Annotated in this window: 19 protein-coding genes; 9 read left to right on the top strand and 10 right to left on the bottom strand. The window is 68.9% G+C overall.

What is annotated here, in order from left to right; genetic code table 11:
• The first annotated feature begins 459 nt into the window (after nt 1–459).
• Nucleotides 460–861, top strand: a complete 402-nt coding sequence (locus EPL03_RS06255) for an SHOCT domain-containing protein (RefSeq protein WP_135828456.1) — start codon at nt 460–462, stop codon at nt 859–861.
• Between the two features lie 8 nt (nt 862–869).
• Here EPL03_RS06255 and EPL03_RS06260 read toward each other — a convergent pair whose 3' ends face one another.
• The 3 genes from EPL03_RS06260 to yciH form a co-directional block, all read right to left on the bottom strand.
• Nucleotides 870–1,514 carry an adenylate kinase gene (locus EPL03_RS06260; RefSeq protein ID WP_135828457.1) on the bottom strand — a complete coding sequence of 215 codons (645 nt, stop codon included), beginning with the start codon at nt 1,512–1,514 and terminating at the stop codon, nt 870–872.
• Nucleotides 1,515–1,596: 82 nt separating this feature from the next.
• Nucleotides 1,597–1,914, bottom strand: coding sequence for a cupin domain-containing protein (locus EPL03_RS06265; protein WP_135828458.1), 318 nt, complete (start codon nt 1,912–1,914; stop codon nt 1,597–1,599).
• Nucleotides 1,915–1,990: 76 nt separating this feature from the next.
• Entirely contained in the window at nt 1,991–2,293 is a 303-nt protein-coding gene (yciH, locus tag EPL03_RS06270; RefSeq protein WP_135828459.1) for a translation initiation factor, read from the bottom strand.
• A gap of 120 nt (nt 2,294–2,413) precedes the next feature.
• On the opposite strand from yciH, the gene EPL03_RS06275 reads away from it, so the two are divergent.
• Nucleotides 2,414–2,986, top strand: a complete 573-nt coding sequence (locus EPL03_RS06275) for a homing endonuclease associated repeat-containing protein (RefSeq protein WP_135828460.1) — start codon at nt 2,414–2,416, stop codon at nt 2,984–2,986.
• Nucleotides 2,987–3,004: 18 nt separating this feature from the next.
• Here the strand turns inward: EPL03_RS06275 and EPL03_RS06280 are convergent, their stop codons facing one another.
• Nucleotides 3,005–3,685, bottom strand: coding sequence for a plastocyanin/azurin family copper-binding protein (locus tag EPL03_RS06280; RefSeq protein WP_135828461.1), 681 nt, complete (start codon nt 3,683–3,685; stop codon nt 3,005–3,007).
• 95 nt (nt 3,686–3,780) lie between these two features.
• Nucleotides 3,781–4,728 (bottom strand): M48 family metallopeptidase, encoded by a 948-nt coding sequence (locus tag EPL03_RS06285; RefSeq protein WP_135828462.1) that lies wholly within the window; start codon nt 4,726–4,728, stop codon nt 3,781–3,783.
• A gap of 784 nt (nt 4,729–5,512) precedes the next feature.
• Between EPL03_RS06285 and leuS the strand changes: the two genes are divergently transcribed.
• From leuS to EPL03_RS06305, 4 genes are all read left to right on the top strand, one after another.
• The gene (gene leuS, locus EPL03_RS06290; protein ID WP_135828463.1) at nt 5,513–8,200 is read left to right on the top strand and encodes a leucine--tRNA ligase; all 2,688 of its coding nucleotides are present in this window, start codon (nt 5,513–5,515) and stop codon (nt 8,198–8,200) included.
• Between the two features lie 302 nt (nt 8,201–8,502).
• A complete protein-coding gene (locus EPL03_RS06295; RefSeq protein WP_135828464.1) occupies nt 8,503–8,892 on the top strand; it encodes a type IV pilin domain-containing protein in 390 nt (129 codons plus the stop codon).
• A 12-nt stretch (nt 8,893–8,904) separates the two neighbouring features.
• Nucleotides 8,905–9,348, top strand: a complete 444-nt coding sequence (locus tag EPL03_RS06300; protein ID WP_135828465.1) for a type IV pilin domain-containing protein — start codon at nt 8,905–8,907, stop codon at nt 9,346–9,348.
• A gap of 120 nt (nt 9,349–9,468) precedes the next feature.
• Nucleotides 9,469–9,846: a hypothetical protein gene (locus tag EPL03_RS06305; protein WP_135828466.1), complete on the top strand. Its 378-nt coding sequence runs from the start codon at nt 9,469–9,471 to the stop codon at nt 9,844–9,846.
• 88 nt (nt 9,847–9,934) lie between these two features.
• On the opposite strand, the gene EPL03_RS06310 is transcribed toward EPL03_RS06305, so the two are convergent.
• Nucleotides 9,935–10,306: a hypothetical protein gene (locus tag EPL03_RS06310; protein ID WP_135828467.1), complete on the bottom strand. Its 372-nt coding sequence runs from the start codon at nt 10,304–10,306 to the stop codon at nt 9,935–9,937.
• Between the two features lie 515 nt (nt 10,307–10,821).
• Nucleotides 10,822–11,106 carry a DUF357 domain-containing protein gene (locus tag EPL03_RS06315; protein WP_135828468.1) on the bottom strand — a complete coding sequence of 95 codons (285 nt, stop codon included), beginning with the start codon at nt 11,104–11,106 and terminating at the stop codon, nt 10,822–10,824.
• Nucleotides 11,107–11,366: 260 nt separating this feature from the next.
• Here EPL03_RS06315 and EPL03_RS06320 point away from each other — a divergent pair, with 260 nt between their 5' ends.
• Complete coding sequence (locus EPL03_RS06320) at nt 11,367–12,686, top strand: FAD-dependent oxidoreductase (RefSeq protein WP_135828469.1); 1,320 nt, start codon at nt 11,367–11,369, stop codon at nt 12,684–12,686.
• 33 nt (nt 12,687–12,719) lie between these two features.
• On the opposite strand, the gene EPL03_RS06325 is transcribed toward EPL03_RS06320, so the two are convergent.
• Together EPL03_RS06325 and EPL03_RS06330 are read right to left on the bottom strand one after the other, a co-directional pair.
• Nucleotides 12,720–14,177, bottom strand: coding sequence for an MATE family efflux transporter (locus EPL03_RS06325; protein WP_135828470.1), 1,458 nt, complete (start codon nt 14,175–14,177; stop codon nt 12,720–12,722).
• Entirely contained in the window at nt 14,174–14,755 is a 582-nt protein-coding gene (locus EPL03_RS06330; RefSeq protein ID WP_135828471.1) for a TetR/AcrR family transcriptional regulator, read from the bottom strand. The genes EPL03_RS06325 and EPL03_RS06330 overlap by 4 nt, the downstream gene beginning before the upstream one ends.
• Before the next feature lie 449 nt (nt 14,756–15,204).
• On the opposite strand from EPL03_RS06330, the gene EPL03_RS06335 reads away from it, so the two are divergent.
• Nucleotides 15,205–15,501, top strand: a complete 297-nt coding sequence (locus EPL03_RS06335) for a DUF7545 family protein (protein ID WP_135828472.1) — start codon at nt 15,205–15,207, stop codon at nt 15,499–15,501.
• A gap of 128 nt (nt 15,502–15,629) precedes the next feature.
• The gene (locus tag EPL03_RS19830) at nt 15,630–15,791 is read left to right on the top strand and encodes a hypothetical protein (protein ID WP_168216192.1); all 162 of its coding nucleotides are present in this window, start codon (nt 15,630–15,632) and stop codon (nt 15,789–15,791) included.
• On the opposite strand, the gene EPL03_RS06340 is transcribed toward EPL03_RS19830, so the two are convergent.
• Complete coding sequence (locus tag EPL03_RS06340; protein WP_135828473.1) at nt 15,788–16,450, bottom strand: 2,5-diamino-6-(ribosylamino)-4(3H)-pyrimidinone 5'-phosphate reductase; 663 nt, start codon at nt 16,448–16,450, stop codon at nt 15,788–15,790. The genes EPL03_RS19830 and EPL03_RS06340 overlap by 4 nt on opposite strands.
• Nucleotides 16,451–16,528 lie beyond the last annotated feature (78 nt).

Genomic DNA, 16,528 nt, shown 5'->3' on the forward strand with positions numbered 1-16,528 from the left:
GTCGGGGGGGTCTAACCCCCCCGCCTGGGCGGCGCCCACCGCCGTGTCCTCGGCTATCCGCGACTCGATTTTGTCCGCGGTCCGTGCCATCGTGCCCAGTTTGGAACGTCCCGGTTAATCAACTTTCGCTCTCGGTTCGCGGTCGCGTTCAGATACGCGAGTTTCCGTGCCGACACGTCCTCGAACGCGCTCGGCGCGCTCTCACGCTCGAGAATCACACCGACGAACGCCCTCGGCGCGCTCGCGGTCGCTCTGGCGGACGTCCGCGCCTCACAGCCCCGCACCGCGACCGCGCGGATAGAGCCGCCGGCGACGACCACGGACGCGCGAGCGCCGGACGACGGGCCTGCTCGTTTCACTGGCTCCGAGAGCGTGACGACCAATCGCGCCACGGGCGCGATGACGTCCACGTAGCGTCGAACCCCTCGAATTATCTGTCATCGAATCTAACGGCGTCACATGGACGACTCTATCGAGGGGGTCGAATCTGAGGGGACCGCCAAGGTAGTGATGGCGGGAGTAGTTACGGTCGTACTGGGCACGGTCCTCGCCACCGAAGCGCCGACGGTGCTGGTCGTCCTCGCCGGCGTGCTGGGCGTGTTCGCGGTCGTCGGCCCGCTGGTGTGGTTCCTCGCGAAGACCGGAGCCGTCGATGGAATCGGCGGGTCGGAAGCCGACGACGCCGAGGCGGCGCTCGACCGACTCCGGCGGCGCTACGCCGACGGCGAACTGACCGACGACGAGTTCGAGCGCCGCCTCGACCGACTGCTGGAGACCGAGACGCTCGCAGACGCGAAAGTCCACCGAACCGACGCGACGCAGCCGACCGACCGGGAACTGGACGCCGAACTCGACCGGTAGGCGACCGCTCAGGCGTGCGTCTCGATGGCGTCGCTCACGTCGCCCCACACCTCGTCGGGGGTCTGTTCGCCGTCGACGCGGGCGAGTTCGCCCCGGTCGTCGTAGAACTCCACGACCGGCGCGGTGTTGTCCTCGTAGACGCGGATGCGCTCGCGAGCGGTCTCCTCGCTGTCGTCCTCGCGCTGGTAGAGGTCCCCGCCACACTCGTCGCAGACGCCCGCTTGCTCGGGCGGGTCGAAGTCGACGTGGAAGGTCGCGCCACACTCCTCGCACACCCGGCGGCCGGTCAGGCGCTCGACCAGCACGTCCTCGTCGACGTCGAGGTACAGCACGACGTCGAGGTCGGTCATCGCCGAGAGGTGCTCGGCCTGGTCGAGGTTGCGGGGGTAGCCGTCGAGCACGTAGCCGTCGGCCTCGTCGAGGGCCGTCTCGACGATCTCGTTGACGACCTCGTCGGGGACGAGTTCGCCCTTGTCCATGTACTCGCCGGGCGTGTCGTACGCCAGCCCGAGATGGCTGATGTCCATCCCCTTGTTCGACCGGAGGGCGTCGCCGGTCGTGACGTGGTCGACCCCGTACTCGTCGACGATGTTGTCGCTCTGGGTGCCCTTGCCTGCACCCGGCGCACCGAGTATCAGAATGTTCGGGTTCACGTTCCGACGTGCGGCGGCCACGTTTAAAGCTTTGAAGAAACCGGACGGGAGCCGAGGCGTGCGAGCGGCGAGCGCCGACGCGTCAGGACGGCAGCGGACAGAGGCTCGCGGTCAACACGACCGTCTCGTCGGTCTCGTTGCGCGCGCCGTGGACGACGCCGCGCTCGTGGACGACCACGCCCGGCGCATCGACGGGTTCCTCCTCGTCGCCCCGGACCACGGTGACGGTGCCCTCGACGACGTGGAAGACGTTCGTGGCGTCGGCGTGGTCGTGGGGCGACAGCTCCGCCCCGGGGCCGAGCGCGAACGCCTTGACCAGCACGTCGTCGGTCGCGGCCAGTTCGGCGTCGACGACCTCGCCCTCGTCGGGGTCGAGGTCGGGATAGCGGTCGAGTGCCATGTGTTCGCGGACGCAGCGACGCCACATAAGCTCCGGGCGTCGAATGGCTTCGGCGGTGCGGACCGCGACGCTCGCGTTACTCGTCCACCGGGAACCCCCGGTCGGCCAGCAGGTCGCGGACGCGCTCGCGATGGTCGCCCTGGAGCTCGATGCGGCCGTCGTCGACCGTGCCGCCGGTCGCGAGGTTGCTCTTGAGGTCGGAGGCCAGGTCCCCCACGTCGACCGACGACTCGTCGAACCCCGCCACTATCGTCATCGCCTTGCCGTAGGTGCGCTCGTCGACCCGGACGGTGAGTCGCTGGTCGGCCCGGCCGAGGTCCTCGTCGATACCGAGTTCGTCCGGTAGCCCCGAAACGTCGCTGATGTCGTCGTCCCCCATGGCTTCCCGTTGGAGTCGGACGCTATTGAGCCTTCGGCGGGCTCGCACCGTCGGGCTCCACACCGGACTCGACAGCCCCAACGCCCAGATTTAAGGCTGAGCGCCGCCTCTCCGAACGTAATGAGCCAGCAGGCGTCCCCGGAGTCGCTCCGGTCGGCCCTCCAGTCGCTGGCCGCCCGCCTCGGCAAGACCCCGACGGTCGTGGACATGCACGATGAGGGCGCGTACGCGCCCGAGCAGTACCAGGAGGCGTTCGGGAGCTGGAACGCCGCGCTGGAGGCGGCGGGGCTCGACCCCGACGAGATGGGGACCAAGCGCATCCCCGACCGGGAACTGCTGGCCGAGCTCCAGCGGCTCTACACCGAACTCGGCGAGCCCCCGACCCAGCGGGACATGACCGAGCGCGGCCGGTACTCCAACCGGACCTACCAGCTCCGGTTCGGGAGCTGGTCGGCCGCGCTCCAGGAGGCGATGCTCGACACCAACGACGGCATCTCCGAGGCCGAGCTCCTCCGGGAGATAGAGCGTCTAGCCGACGAGTTCGGCCGCGCGCCCAAGGTGGCCGAGATGGACGAGCGGGGCGCGTACGCCCCGGTGACCTACCACCGCCGGTTCGGCTCGTGGCGGCAGGCGCTCGACGAGGCCGACCTCGACCGGGAGCCGGACGCCGAACGTCGCCGGGTCGGTCGGTGACCGCGTTGGGCGGCCGACTCAGCCCTCGAACTCGTCGTAGGCGACCGAGCCCTCGTCCGCGATGGTCTCGGCGTCTGGTACCGCGCCGTCGGGCGGGTCACCCGTCACGTCGCCGGGCTGGCCGCAGACGACACGCCCGACCATCCCCAGGGTCTTGTGCGGGATGCAGAAGTAGTCGTAAGTGCCCTCGACCTCGAAGGTGTAGCTGAACGTCGCGCCCTCCTCGGTGAACGTGCCGCTGTCCCACGGCTCGGCGTCTTCGGGGATGCGCGTCACCTCCGCGCCGCCGGTGCCCTCGTCGTAGGCCGTCGCGGAGTGGGACCCGGACTCGTTGACCCACTCGACCGTGGTGCCCGGCTCGACGAACAGCCCGATTGGGTCGAAGTAGTACTCGTCGCCCTCGGTTATCATCGCGACCGTCCGGGTGCCCCCGCCGGCGGTCGTCTCCGCGCCCGCAGTGGTCTCGCTCCCCTCGGTCGTCGCCCCGTCCTCGTCGGCGGTCGTCTCGGCCCCCGCCGTCGTCTCGCCGCCTTCGGTCGCCTCCGCCGTCGTCGTGGTCCCGCCGGCCGGTGTCGTCTCGGTCTCGCCTTCGCCCCCGGCTTCCTCCTCGGTCTCCTCGTCGTCGGACGGACTGGCACACCCCGCGAGCCCACCCAGTAGCGCCCCGCTCGTCGCCGTGAGATACGTGCGTCGTCGCATGCTCGCAGGTAAGCCGTCGACCCGGAAAACCGGAGTGGCCCACACGTTCACGCGTCTCACGAGCCCACAGCCCTCGCGTCCGCGCCGTCTCCGGGTCACCGAACCTCGACGGTGGCCGCGCCGCGCTCGCGGTCGGCGCGAGCGAGGAGTCGCTCGACGCGCTCGTCCATGGCGGGATGGGTCGAGAGGAGTCGGGTGAGCCGCCCGTCCTCGTCGCCGTGCACGTACAGCGGCGCGGTCATGCCCCACCGGGGTCTGGTCGCGCGCTCTATCTTTCGGAGCGCACGAGCCAGCGCGAGCGGGTCGCCCGTGACCGAGGCGGCCCGGTCGTCGGCCGCGAGTTCCCGGCGGCGCGAGTGGGCCAGCAGGGCGAGCGTGAGCCCGGTGAACGCGACCATCACGACCTGTCCGACGCGGTGGCGAAGCTCCCCGAGCGGCGCGACCGGCCCGGACGGTCGCCCGCGGAGCCAGCCGAGCGCGCGACGCAGGCCCGACCCCACGAGCGCGACCGGGAGCGCGAGCACGACGACCACCCAGACCAGCGACTGGCCCGCGCTGACCGCCAGCGTCTGAATTAGGCTGTCCCGGCTCTCGAGGTGGGCGAGTTCGTGGGCCAGCAGCGCCGCCAGTTCGTCGCCCGACAGCAGTCGGAACAGCGAGCGGTCGAGCACGATTGCGCCGTCCCGGAGCCCGCCGACCGCCATCGCGTTCGGCGCGGCCATCCGGCCCACCAGCAGGCGGGGTCGGCCGACGTCCATCGCCTCGCAGAGCCGGTCGAACCGGGCGTGGAGCCGGGGCGCGCGCCGGCGCGGGAGGTCGGCCGCGCCGAGGCGGGCCAGCAGCTGGTCGGTGCCCCAGCGGTAGCTCAGGTAGCCCAGCGCGACCGCCAGCAGGGTGGTCCACGCGACGACCGCGAGCAGGTCGCCCCGGACGAGCCAGAGCGCCGCCAGCAGGCGGTAGCCGAGGTACGCGACGCCCGCGTAGACCGCGAGCAGGCCGACGCCGACGAGGACCGTCAGGGCGCGGCGTCCGAGGTGGCGCATGGTCGCTTGTTGGGTCGGGCGGGCCAAGGGGGTGTCGGTGGTGTGGCTGTCGGGGTGCTTGGCGTCGAGGCTCGGGTTTCGACGCCCTCGCCGCGCTCTGTGACATCGCTGGAACAGCAACTACGTCCTCGAACGCCCTCGGCGCGCTCTCTGACTCCAAAACAGCAGGCACAGCCTCGAACGCCCTCGGCGCGCTCTCTGACAGCAGACCCACAATCACAGCCCCGAAAGCTCTCGGAGCGGTCTCTGACAGCAAAACAGCAGGCACAGCCTCGAACGCCCTCGGCGCGCTCTCTGATAGCAGACCCACAATCACAGCCCCGAAAGCTCTCGGAGCGGTCTCTGACAGCAAAACAGCAGGCACAGCCTCGAAAGCCCTCGGCGCGCTCGCGGTCGCTCAGCGACATATTCGGCGCAAACCGCGCGCCGAATAGCGGTCGCTGAGACGACTGAACTGCACGCGACCGCGCCTCGCCCTTTCAGTCCGCCGAGGGTGGCGCACCGCCCCGCACCGCGACCGCACCGCGAACGCCTCACGCCTCCCCAGCCTCGGCGAGCGCCTGAACGCGCTCGCCTCCCTCGCGCAGTTGGCGCGGCACGGAGGCCGCGCCAGCGCGCGCCGACCGTGGAACGAGAACCACCACACGCCAGCGTGGAACACGGAACCGACGCGGAAAATGAATCGGCGCGCGTCGGTCGCGTGACCGAGTTGCCGGTACGTATCCGGACGCTGCGGTCTGGCAGAAGGAAAAGCTATAGTATCGTCGTCACCCGACTCTCGGACATGACCGCACCCGGAGAGCAGCGCGAGCGTGGCTTCGACCACGGCGAGGTCGAGCCGAAGTGGCAACGAGCGTGGGACGACGCCGACGCGTTCCGCATCGAGGACGACGCCGAGGACCCCGAGTACGTCCTCGCAATGTTCCCGTACACCTCCGGGAGCCTCCACATGGGCCACGTGCGCAACTACACCATCACCGACGCGTACGCCCGATTCGAGCGCCTCCGGGGTGAGGAGGTCCTGCATCCGATGGGGTGGGACTCCTTCGGCCTGCCGGCCGAGAACGCGGCCGAGGAGCGGGACACCAACCCCCGCGACTGGACCATGGACTGCATCGACTCGATGAAAGAGCAGATGAGCGCCATGGGCTTTGGCTACGACTGGGACCGGGAGGTAACCACCTGCGACCCCGACTACTACCGGTGGAACCAGTGGCTGTTCAAGCGGTTCCGCGACGAGGGGCTGGTCGAGCGCCAGAGTTCGGAACTCAACTGGTGTCCCTCCTGCGAGACGGTGCTGGCCGACGAGCAGGTCGAGGGCGAGGACGAACTGTGCTGGCGGTGTGACACGCCCATCGAGACCCGCGAGATGGACCAGTGGTTCTTCACCATCACCGACTACGCCGAGGAACTGCTGGAAGCGCTCGACGAACTGGACGGCTGGCCCAACAACGTCCGGGAGATGCAGCGCAACTGGATCGGCAAGCAGGAGGGCGCGTCGGTCGCGTTCGAGATTCCGGGCTACGGCGAGGTCGACATCTTCACCACCCGGCTAGACACCATCCACGGCGCGACCTTCTTCTCGCTCGCGCCAGGCCACCCCGTCGCGCAGGAAATCGCCGAGGGGAACGACGAGGTGGCCGAGTACGTCGAGATGGCCGAGAACGCCGACGAGGACGAACTCGACGTGACCTCGGGCGTGTTCACCGGCGAGTACGCGGTCAACCCCGCGACGGGCGAGGAGATTCCGGTGTACGTCGCCGACTACGTGCTGACCGACGTGGGGACGGGCGCGCTGTACGCCGTGCCGGGCCACGACGAGCGCGACCACGAGTTCGCCGAGGCCCACGACGTCCCCATCGAGCAGGTGGTCGAACCAGCGCCCGACGCGGAGGCCGACCCCGAGGACGTCGACGTGCAGGAGGCGGCCTACCCCGAGGACGGCGTGCTGGTCAACAGCGGCGAGTACGACGGACTGGAGAGCGCGGAAGCGCGCGACCGCTTCGTCGAGGAGTTCGACGGCGAGCACCGGACCGAGTACAACCTGCGGGACTGGGGCATCTCGCGCCAGCGATACTGGGGCACGCCCATCCCGATGATCCGGTGCGAGGAGTGTGGCTACGTGCCGGTGCCCGACGAGGACCTGCCGGTCGAACTGCCGGAGTTCGTCCACACCACGGGCAACCCGCTGGACGCCGCCGAGGAGTGGAAGTGCGTCGACTGTCCCGAGTGTGGCGGCGAGGCGGTCCGGGAGACCGACACGATGGACACCTTCGTCGACTCGTCGTGGTACTTCCTGCGATACGTCTCGCCCGACCTCGACGCTGCGCCGTTCGATTCCGAGCGCGCGAGCGACTGGATGCCGGTCGACCGGTACGTGGGCGGCATCGAACACGCCGTGATGCACCTGCTGTACGCTCGATTCTTCACCAAGGTTCTGGACGACGTCGACCTCGTCGAGGACGTGCGCGAACCGTTCGCGGACCTGACGAACCAGGGCATGGTGCTGGGCGAGGACGGCGACAAGATGTCCAAGTCCAAGGGCAACGGCGTCTCCCCCCAGCGCATTGTCGACGAGTACGGTGCCGACACGGCTCGCCTGTTCATCATGGAGGCCGCCCAGCCCGAGAAGGAGTTCGCGTGGAGCGCCGAGGGCGTCCAGTCGGCTCACGACTTCCTCCAGAACCTGTACACGCTGGTCGAGGAGTACGCCGCCGGCGAGGTCACGGGCGGGGCAGACGGGTCGGCGGGCGCGGTCGGCGAGTACGTCGTTCGAGAGATAGACGCGACGGTCGCGACCGCGACCGCCGAGTACGAGAAGTTCCGGTTCAACCACGCGCTACAGGCGGTCCGCGAGCAGGTGTCGCTGCTGCGGCGCTATCGGGAGCACACCACGCCCGACGCCGACACCTTCGAGCGCGGGCTGGTCGCGGCGGTGAAACTGCTCGCGCCGGTCGCGCCCCACGTCACCGAGGAGATGTGGAATCTGCTGGGCAACGACGGCCTGCTCGCGGCCGACGCCGACTGGCCCGACGCCGACGCGCCCGCCGACTACGACGTCGAGCGCCGCCTCGTGGAGAACACCCGCGCGGACGTGCGGGACATCGTAGAGACGGTGGGCATCGAGGACCCCGAGACCGTCACGCTCGCGGTCGCGCCCGAGTGGATGCACCGCGCGCACGAGCTCGCTGCCGGGGCCGACGGCGACGTGGTCGGGACGGTGATGGGCGACGAGCAGCTCCGACAGCAAGGCGAGGACGCCGCCGACTTCGCCAAGGACCTCGCGGCCCAACAGGAGGCGCTCGACGAGCAACTGTCGCCCGAGCGCGAGCGCGCCGCGCTCGAACGCGCCGCGTGGCTGCTCGAACGCGAGTTCGGCGCGGACGTGGTGGTCCGGAGCGCCGACGAGGCCGACCCGGACCTCGCGGGCAAGGCCGAACCGGGCCGGCCCGCCATCGACATCGCGGAGTAGTCTCGCGCGGCGACCGAGGCTCGTCGAAACGGTCGACCTGCGGGCACTCGTCTCGTGCAGTATCCGCGCTCGCGCGACCAATCCGCTATCAAATTCTATAATTGCATTTTCAGGTAAGCAAATATTTATATAGGGTTATTCCCAACGTGGCCACTACGCACGTATCATCTCGACAGAAGTGCCGGAACGGGGCGGCTTTGACGAACCCCCGCCGACGGAACTACCGTATTCCGCCGGACTAATAAAGGCGCGGCCACTTCTCACGGATGATAACGTGACGGGATACGGAGGAATCCAACGACATGAAAAGTAAACGCCTGGTCGACGACGAATCCGGGGTCTCGCCGGTCATCGGGGTCATCCTGATGGTGGCCATCACGGTCATCCTCGCGGCGGTCATCGGAACCTTCGTCCTCGACCTCGGCAATCAAGTCCAAAGCAGTTCTCCCACGGCGAGTTTCAGCTTCGACGAATCCGTAGGGAATGACGATACGGTCCAGATCGTCCACGACGGCGGAGATACGATTTCGGGCGACCAACTTAGTGTGAACTGCGGTAGTTGGTCGGGCAATTCGATCTCTGCCGGAGACACGACCCAGTGCGACATGAGCAGCGTTGAGACGGTCCAAGTCGTCTGGGAAAGCACCGACGGAAGTAACAGCCAGATACTCGCGGAATACGAAACCGACTAACGACACGACACAATGAAACTCAAAAACCTACGTTCGGACGACAGCGCAGTCTCGCCGGTCATCGGGGTCATCCTGATGGTGGCCATCACGGTCATCCTCGCGGCGGTCATCGGGACCTTCGTCCTCGACCTCGGCAATCAGGTGCAGAGTAGTTCACCGACTGCGAGCTTCAGCTTCGACCAGCACAGTAATAGTTCAGTCACAGTCACCCATGATGGTGGCGACACCATTCCTCATAGTAACATTGAGGTGACGGTGAACGGCAGTGATGCAAAAAATAATGGTGGCAGTAAGGTTTGGAATTCAGGTGAGGTAAGCGCGGGTAATTCGGCGCAAATCGTCAAATACGGGCAGGATGCGAATAACGACGTGTCATCTGATGACATCATCCGCGTGGTCTGGACGAGCGACAGCGGCGAGAACTCCCAGGTCCTCGCCGAGTACACCGTCGCGTAACCCGGCAACTCGCTCGAACTGACCTCGATTTTTACCGACCGCTTCGACCGGGAGCGACAGCGACCGAACAGCCAGCAGTCCTAAGCGTGCGCTCGTCCTGACTCCGCCGGGGGAACGCAGATGGCAAATCCACACCGAGAGCGAGAGCGGCGCGACGCCGCCGACCGGGACGAACTTCACGACAGCGACGACGGGGAGATGGACTGGACCGACCGCGACCGCGACCGCGACCGCGACCGCGACCGGTCCGGGCGCGGCGAGTCCGACCAGCGACATCATGGCGACCGGTCGCGGCGGGCGAGTCGGTCCCGGCGGAACGGGCAGTCCCGCGACCGCAAGTACGGCAGTCGCCGGCGGGACCGGAGCGACCGTCAGCGCGCCACCGCAGGGCAGGGGAGCCAGCGCGGGAGCGACCGCGACACCGACGAGCGCGACCGCAGGTACGGCAGTCGGCGCGGCCACGGCAGCCACCGCCGCGACCGTCGCCCCGACGAGTGAGCGCGCGACCGGCCCCGCGTCGTTCCGTACCGCCGGCGCGGTCGCCGGTCCGTCGACCGCGAGCGAGGTCGCTCACCGCGGCTCGGCGTCACCGACTCGCGGCCCGACGGCTCGCTTGCACGAACCGATACACCGCGAGCGCGACGAACGCGGTGCTTATCGCGCCGGTCATCGCGCCCAGCGCCGGGCGGGGCGCGCCGCCGACCAGCCAGACCACGCCCAGCACCAGCGAGTACGCGACCGCGACGAGGTAGAGTATCGGCCGCCAGAGCCGGGAGGCGAACAGGCCGACGCCGAGCAGGAAGCCCGCGCCCACCACCAGAAACGGCGTGCGCCCGTCGGCGACGCCCAGCGACAGGTGGACGCCCGCGAGGACGAGGCCGAACGCGACCACCAGCCAGTCGAGCGTCCCGCCGAACCCCGGCCGGACGACGCCCGACGACCGCGAGCGACTTCCCATATCGGTACTTCGACGGCCGGCGTGTTAGCTTCGTGGGCGGACGAGAGGCTGCGTCCTCGGCGCGCTCTCTGACAACATTTGAACCGCAACCCCAAACGTATCTTCGAAAGCCCTCGGCGCGCTCGCCACCGTCAGACGTTCCTGCTCGCTTCGCTGCGCGGGCTGCGACTGACGAGGTCTCGTTCGCTTCGCTCACGAGACGGTCGCTCAGCGGGATATCTCGCGGGCGCAGGACTGCGCCCGCGAGATAGTAGCCACGCTGAGGCGACCACGGCCTTCGGCCGCGAGCCCGCCTCGCCCTTTCAGTCCGCCGTCAGAGACGAGTTCTGACGAGCCTGCGCTCACGTTCGTTCGCGCAGACGCCGAGGGCGTGGATGTCTCAGTTCGCCGAGGACATGGACGTTTCAGTCCGCGAGGACATGGACGTTTCAGTCCGCCGAGGGCGTGGATTGTGTCATCGAGCGCACGTAGCTGCTGGTTGCCGGATTTGAACACTGCGCGGACGATTTCGGCGTTCACACCGTGAACAGGTGGCCCTCGCGGGGCACGTCGAACAGGCCGACGCGTGCGCCCGCGTCGAGCCACGCGTGGCCGTACGAGAACGAGGCGAGCGCGTTCACGGGGTCGCCGTCCTCGCGGAAGTGGCGGCCGTCCCGCAGGTACGACTCGGCCATCTCCAGACACTCGGCGGCGGCCTCGCCCATCGGCGTGTCGGCCGGGGGCGCGACCTCGGCGGCGTCCAGCGCCTCGGCGAGCAACTCCTCGTACCGGTCGGTCTTCTCGTGTAGGTCGGCGGCCATGCGCCCAACGAGGCGCGGAGTCGGGGTAAGCGCTTCGGGGGTCTATCGCCCGGCGATTCATCCGCGTCGTCGCCTCTCGACTCCGACGCCCTTGGTCTGTGCCCGCCGGTTTCGTCGTCGGTCGTGCCCCCGCCGCGGTTCCGCGCTTGTCCCGCTCTCGCTCATACGTCTGCCCACCGTCGCCCGGTCGCGAAGCGACGATACCGGAAACGCGACGCGACAACACAAGCTAAATACGCCCGCCGCGACAATATTGCACTATGAGCGAACAACCCCGAGTCGAGATATACACCAAGGAGGACTGTCCGTACTGCCGGAAGGCCAAGGACCTGTTCGATTCGAAGGGCGTCGACTACGAGACGTACAACGTGACCGGCGACGACGACCTGTTCGAGGAGATGGTCGAGCGCGCGGACGGCCGCAAGACCGCGCCCGAGGTGTTCGTCGACGACGAACTCATCGGCGGCTGGGACGACACGCAGGCGCTCGACGAGTCGGGCGAACTCGACGAGAAGCTGGGCATCGCCGACGACGCCGGCGACGGGCCCGAGCACCGCCGGCTCGTCGTCTCGGGCAGCGGCATCGCGGGGCTGACCGCCGCCATCTACGCCGCCCGGTCGAACAACGACCCGCTCGTGCTGCAGGGCGACGAGCCCGGCGGCCAGCTCACCCTGACCACCGACGTCGAGAACTACCCCGGCTTCCCAGAGGGCATCAGCGGCCCGGAGCTGGTCGACCAGATGAAAGAGCAGGCCGAGCGCTTCGGAGCCGAGATACGCAACGGCGTCGTCGCCGACGTCGACGACTCCGCCCGACCCTACCGGGTCGAACTCTCGAACGGCGACGTACTCACCGCCGACGCCTTCATCGCCGCCTCGGGCGCGAGCGCGCGAACCCTCGGCGTCCCCGGTGAGGACGAACTCATGGGCTACGGCGTCTCGACCTGCGCGACCTGCGACGGCGCGTTCTTCCGCGACGAGGACATGATAGTCGTCGGCGGCGGCGACGCCGCCTTCGAGGAGGCCGACTTCCTCACCAAGTTCGCCGACACCGTGTATCTGGTCCACCGCCGCGAGAACTTCCGCGCGGAGGACTACTGGGTCGACCGCGTCCAGGAGAAGGTCGACGCCGGCGACATCGAGATAATCGAGAACGCCGAACTCGTCGAGGTGCACGGCTCGGTCGAGGACGGCGTCGACTACGCCGAACTCGTCCGCCATCCCGAGGGCTACCCCTCCGAAAAGCTCGACGACCCGGAGACCGAGACGGTCGAGATGGACGTGGGCGCGGTGTTCCTCGCCATCGGCCACACGCCCAACACCGAGTACCTCGAGGGAACCGGCGTCGAACTCGACGAGGCGGGATACATCAAGACCGAGGGCGGGACGGGCGGCGGCCAGACCAAGACCGGCGTCCCCGGCATCTTCGGCGCGGGCGACGTGGTCGACTTCCACTACCAGCAGGCGGTGACCGCCGCCGGCATGGGCTGTAAGGCCGCGCTCGACGCCGACGACTACCTCGAAACCGCCGACCTCGGAGCCGGCCAGCCCGCGACCGAAGCGGCGGCGGGCGACGACTGAGCCGTCCCGAACCCACTCTTCTCCGCTCGCCGGTCAATCGTCGGTGAGCGCCGCGTCCCCGTCGCTCGCGTCGGTCGGGCCGGGGCCGGAGGTCCCGCGGACGTCGCCCTCGCGCCACGTCTCGCGCCGGAACCACAGCCACGCGATGGTCGCGCCGAGGACGTTCGAGACCCCGAACGCGAGCCAGATACCCGAGGCGCCGAGGAAGAACTCCGAGGCGACGAAAGCGACCGGGAGCCGGATGCCCGCGAGCGTAATCACGGAGATGGCGGCGGCCACCATCACGTTGCCAGCGCCCCGGAACCCGCCGGTGAACGCCCGCATGATGCCGATGAACCCGAAGGTCGGCGCGACGTACCGCAGGAAGGTCGCGCCGACCTCGACCACCTCGGGGTCGTTGGTGAATATCGCGACGATGGGGCTCGGCACGAGGAACACGAAGACCCCGACGACCGCGAGGATGACGAACAACACCTTCGCCGCGACGTAGTTCGCCTGCGCTGCGCGGTCGGGCTTGTCCGCGCCGATGTTCTGCCCGGTCATCGTCTCGACGCCGCGAGCGACCGCGATAGCGGGCAGGAAGATGACCGAGAACACCCGCGTTCCGATGCCGTAGGCCGCAACCACGGTCGTCGAGTACATCCCCACGACTATCAACAGCGCGTTCATCGACAGCGCCCGACCCGTGCCCTCGACGCTCGCGGGCACGCCGATCTGGAGTATCTTCCGGAGGTACTCGAAGTCGGGCCGCATGTCCGGGAAGTTGATCTGGATGCCGCGATTCCCCCGGAACAGGATGGCGACGCCCACGACCATCGCCAGACTCCGCGAGAACACGGTGGCGATGGCCGCGCCCTCGATGCCGAGTTCGGGGAAGCCGACCGTGCCGACGAGCGGCGCGCCCTCGACCAGCGTCCAGCCGTTGATGAGGAACGGGTCGACGACGATGTTGACCACGACCGTCCCGGCCATCAGGAACATCGGCGTCAGCGTGTCGCCCGACCCCCGCATCAGCGCGTTGAACACGAAGAAGCCGAACATGAACGGCAGGCCGAGCGAGATGACCTGCATGTAGGCGGTCGCGCCCGGCAGGACGTCGGGCGAGGCACCGAGGAAGCCAAGCAGGGGTTCGACGAAGGGGAACGCGGCCGTCCCGAAGATGGCCGACGCCGCGACCGCGAACACGACGGTCTGGGAGGCAGCGTACTCGGCCTGCTCGGTTTCGCCCGCGCCGGTGTGCTGGGCCACGAGGACGCTGCCCGCGACCGACAGCCCGAGTCCGAGCGAGATGAGCAGGAAGACGACCGGGAACGCGAAGGAGATGGCCGCGAGCGACTCGGTGGAGTACTGGCCGAGCCAGAACGTGTCCGCGAGGTTGTACGCGGTCTGCATCAGGTTCGTGAGGACGATGGGCAGCGAGAGGTAGAACAGCGGCTTGACGATGCCGCCCTCGGTGAGGTCGAGGTCGGCTTGGCCCTTGAGGAGGTTCACGCGACCACCTCCGGGGCGTATCCGAGCCGGTTGGACAGGTACGACTCGACGAGCTGGGCCGTCTCGCCCGGCGACTCGTCGAGCGCCACCTCCCGAGCGTGCGCGCCGTTGATCGCTGTGACGACGAACCGCGCCACCGTCTCGGGGTCGGCGGGCTCGAAGTCCCCCGACTCGACGCCGTCGCGGACCGCGGTCGCGACGCCCTCCCGCATCCGGTCGTCCATCTCGACGAACCGGTCCCGGTAGGTGTCGTGGTACGGCGCTTGGGCCTTGAGCTCCATGAGCGCCGTGGGGAAGTCGCCGTTCTCGTCCTGCGCGGGGCCGAACACCGCGTCCAGCAGGGCGTCGAGGCGCACGCGCGGGTCGTCGGACTCGCTGGCGAGTTGTTCCTCGAACCTGTCGAGGAAGTCGTCGAGGAACGCCTCCAGCAACTCCTCTTTGGTGTCGAAGTGGTAGTGGAGCGCGGACTTCGACACCGACGACTCGTCGGCGATTCGTTGCATCGTCAGGCCGGCGTACCCGTGTTCGCAGAGCGCGCAGTAGGTCGCCGCCATCAGATCGTCGGATGCGTCTCCCATTCTCTACTACTATTGACTAACCAGTCAGTCAAAAGGCTTGGGAAGTCGGCCGGGCCCGCCGGCGGCGTCGGGAGAACGCACCTGACGACCGACCGAGTAGCACCGCCGAATATCGAACCGCCTCGCGCTCGTCGCGTTCGTCGCGCTCGTCGCGGCCGCCGGTTGCGCCGGACTCGCGCCCGGCGAGGACGCGACGCCGACCGAGCACCCCATCCAGTCGACGACTGGTCCTGGAGCGACCGACCGCTCGGCCCCGCCAACGACCGTCGACGTCCCGTCGGCGACCACGAGGACACGACGGGGACGGCGAGTTCGACCGGACGGTCGACCGCGCCTGCGCCAGCGACGGCGAACTCGTCCGGGCCGGCCCGTCTACCGTCGACTTCGACGAGTTCGGGGACCGACCCCGCTTCCACTACATCTTTACGTCCGCCGGCGGAAGAGCGGGTATGGCAGACGACGTCGAAACCATCACGTACACCATCGAATCGCCGGAGGGCGACGCCGAGGAACTGACCGCGCCCGCGGGCGTCGTCGACCTCCTCCGGGAGGACGACGACGAGACCGACGCCGAGGTGCTGGGCGACCTCGCCATGCTGTCGCTGGCCCAGCAGGCCCACGCGCTGGTCCACCACGCCCCCGAGGACCCCGGCGAGGCGGTCCGGGCCCAGGAGGAGAAGGCGCTGGAACTGTTCGAGGAGCGGTTCGGCCAGTCGTTCGGCGAGATGACCGGCCACTCGCACTGACCAGCCGCTTCGTTCTCGCGCGGTGGCCTCCGACGCTGGTTGATTTACCAACAGGCGATGGCGGTTAAAAACCGCCGGCTATGGCAGGGGAAACCACTCCCCAACGGAGGACGAACGACTACCGGCCGATGGCCGAGGACGGGACCACGATCCGAGTGAAGTGCAAGGACTGCTCGTTCGAGCGAGTCGTGGACGCCGACGCCGACCCGAGGCCGGCCGACGTCGTCATCCAACACGGCGAGCGAACCGGCCACACCCTCGCGGTCTCACGCATCGAGGACGACGCCTAGGTCGCCTCGTATCGTAACACGACCCCGTCGTCGACGCGCTCGACGGCCTCCAGTTCGAGGTCCGGGAACCCCTCGACGAACCCCTCGCCGTCCGCCAGCGTCGGGGCGTCGCGGCCGCCGATGACCGTCGAGCCGACGAACAGCCGCAGCTCGTCGACGAGGCCCGCCTCGAACAGCGAGAAGATGAGTTCGCCGCCGCCCTCGACCAGCAGTCGGTCGACGCCTGCGTCGGCCAGCGCGGCCAACCCGGCGGTCAGGTCGACCCGCTCGTCGCCCGCCGTCCGGACCGTCGCGCCCGACGCCGCCAGTTCCGCCACGCGCTCGGCCGGGGCCGCTTCAGAGACGAGGACGTAGGTGGTCGCGGCGTCGTCCAGAATCCGGGCGTCGGCCGGGGTCCGGGCCCGCGAGTCCGCGATTACTCGGGCCGGGTGGGCCGACTCGCCGCGCTCGCGCCGGGCGTCGCTGCGGTCGGGGTCGTCGAGCGTGAGGTGGGGGTCGTCGGCCAGCACGGTCCCGACCCCGACCATCACGGCGTCGCTGTCGGCCCGGAGCGCGTCGACCCGGTCGAAGTCGTCCGGGCCGCTGATGGCGAGCTGCTCGCGCCGGCGCGACGACAGCTTCCCGTCGACGCTCGTCGCGGCGTTGACGACCACGCGCATACCGCAGCTAGTCGGCCGGGCGGAAAACCCGTTTCGGTCGGGCGGCCGGGGCGCGACCGCGAGCAGACTCCGGGTCGC

This window comes from Halorussus halobius (genome assembly GCF_004765805.1).
Taxonomy (GTDB): domain Archaea; phylum Halobacteriota; class Halobacteria; order Halobacteriales; family Haladaptataceae; genus Halorussus; species Halorussus halobius.

Coding starts and splice junctions, on each gene's coding strand:
- EPL03_RS06255 (WP_135828456.1), top strand. CDS start 460: ATGGACGACTCTATCGAGGGGGTCGAATCTGAGGGGACCGCCAAGGTA.
- EPL03_RS06265 (WP_135828458.1), bottom strand. CDS start 1,914: ATGGCACTCGACCGCTATCCCGACCTCGACCCCGACGAGGGCGAGGTC.
- yciH (WP_135828459.1), bottom strand. CDS start 2,293: ATGGGGGACGACGACATCAGCGACGTTTCGGGGCTACCGGACGAACTC.
- EPL03_RS06275 (WP_135828460.1), top strand. CDS start 2,414: ATGAGCCAGCAGGCGTCCCCGGAGTCGCTCCGGTCGGCCCTCCAGTCG.
- EPL03_RS06280 (WP_135828461.1), bottom strand. CDS start 3,685: ATGCGACGACGCACGTATCTCACGGCGACGAGCGGGGCGCTACTGGGT.
- EPL03_RS06285 (WP_135828462.1), bottom strand. CDS start 4,728: ATGCGCCACCTCGGACGCCGCGCCCTGACGGTCCTCGTCGGCGTCGGC.
- leuS (WP_135828463.1), top strand. CDS start 5,513: ATGACCGCACCCGGAGAGCAGCGCGAGCGTGGCTTCGACCACGGCGAG.
- EPL03_RS06295 (WP_135828464.1), top strand. CDS start 8,503: ATGAAAAGTAAACGCCTGGTCGACGACGAATCCGGGGTCTCGCCGGTC.
- EPL03_RS06300 (WP_135828465.1), top strand. CDS start 8,905: ATGAAACTCAAAAACCTACGTTCGGACGACAGCGCAGTCTCGCCGGTC.
- EPL03_RS06305 (WP_135828466.1), top strand. CDS start 9,469: ATGGCAAATCCACACCGAGAGCGAGAGCGGCGCGACGCCGCCGACCGG.
- EPL03_RS06310 (WP_135828467.1), bottom strand. CDS start 10,306: ATGGGAAGTCGCTCGCGGTCGTCGGGCGTCGTCCGGCCGGGGTTCGGC.
- EPL03_RS06315 (WP_135828468.1), bottom strand. CDS start 11,106: ATGGCCGCCGACCTACACGAGAAGACCGACCGGTACGAGGAGTTGCTC.
- EPL03_RS06320 (WP_135828469.1), top strand. CDS start 11,367: ATGAGCGAACAACCCCGAGTCGAGATATACACCAAGGAGGACTGTCCG.
- EPL03_RS06330 (WP_135828471.1), bottom strand. CDS start 14,755: ATGGGAGACGCATCCGACGATCTGATGGCGGCGACCTACTGCGCGCTC.
- EPL03_RS06335 (WP_135828472.1), top strand. CDS start 15,205: ATGGCAGACGACGTCGAAACCATCACGTACACCATCGAATCGCCGGAG.
- EPL03_RS19830 (WP_168216192.1), top strand. CDS start 15,630: ATGGCCGAGGACGGGACCACGATCCGAGTGAAGTGCAAGGACTGCTCG.
- EPL03_RS06340 (WP_135828473.1), bottom strand. CDS start 16,450: ATGCGCGTGGTCGTCAACGCCGCGACGAGCGTCGACGGGAAGCTGTCG.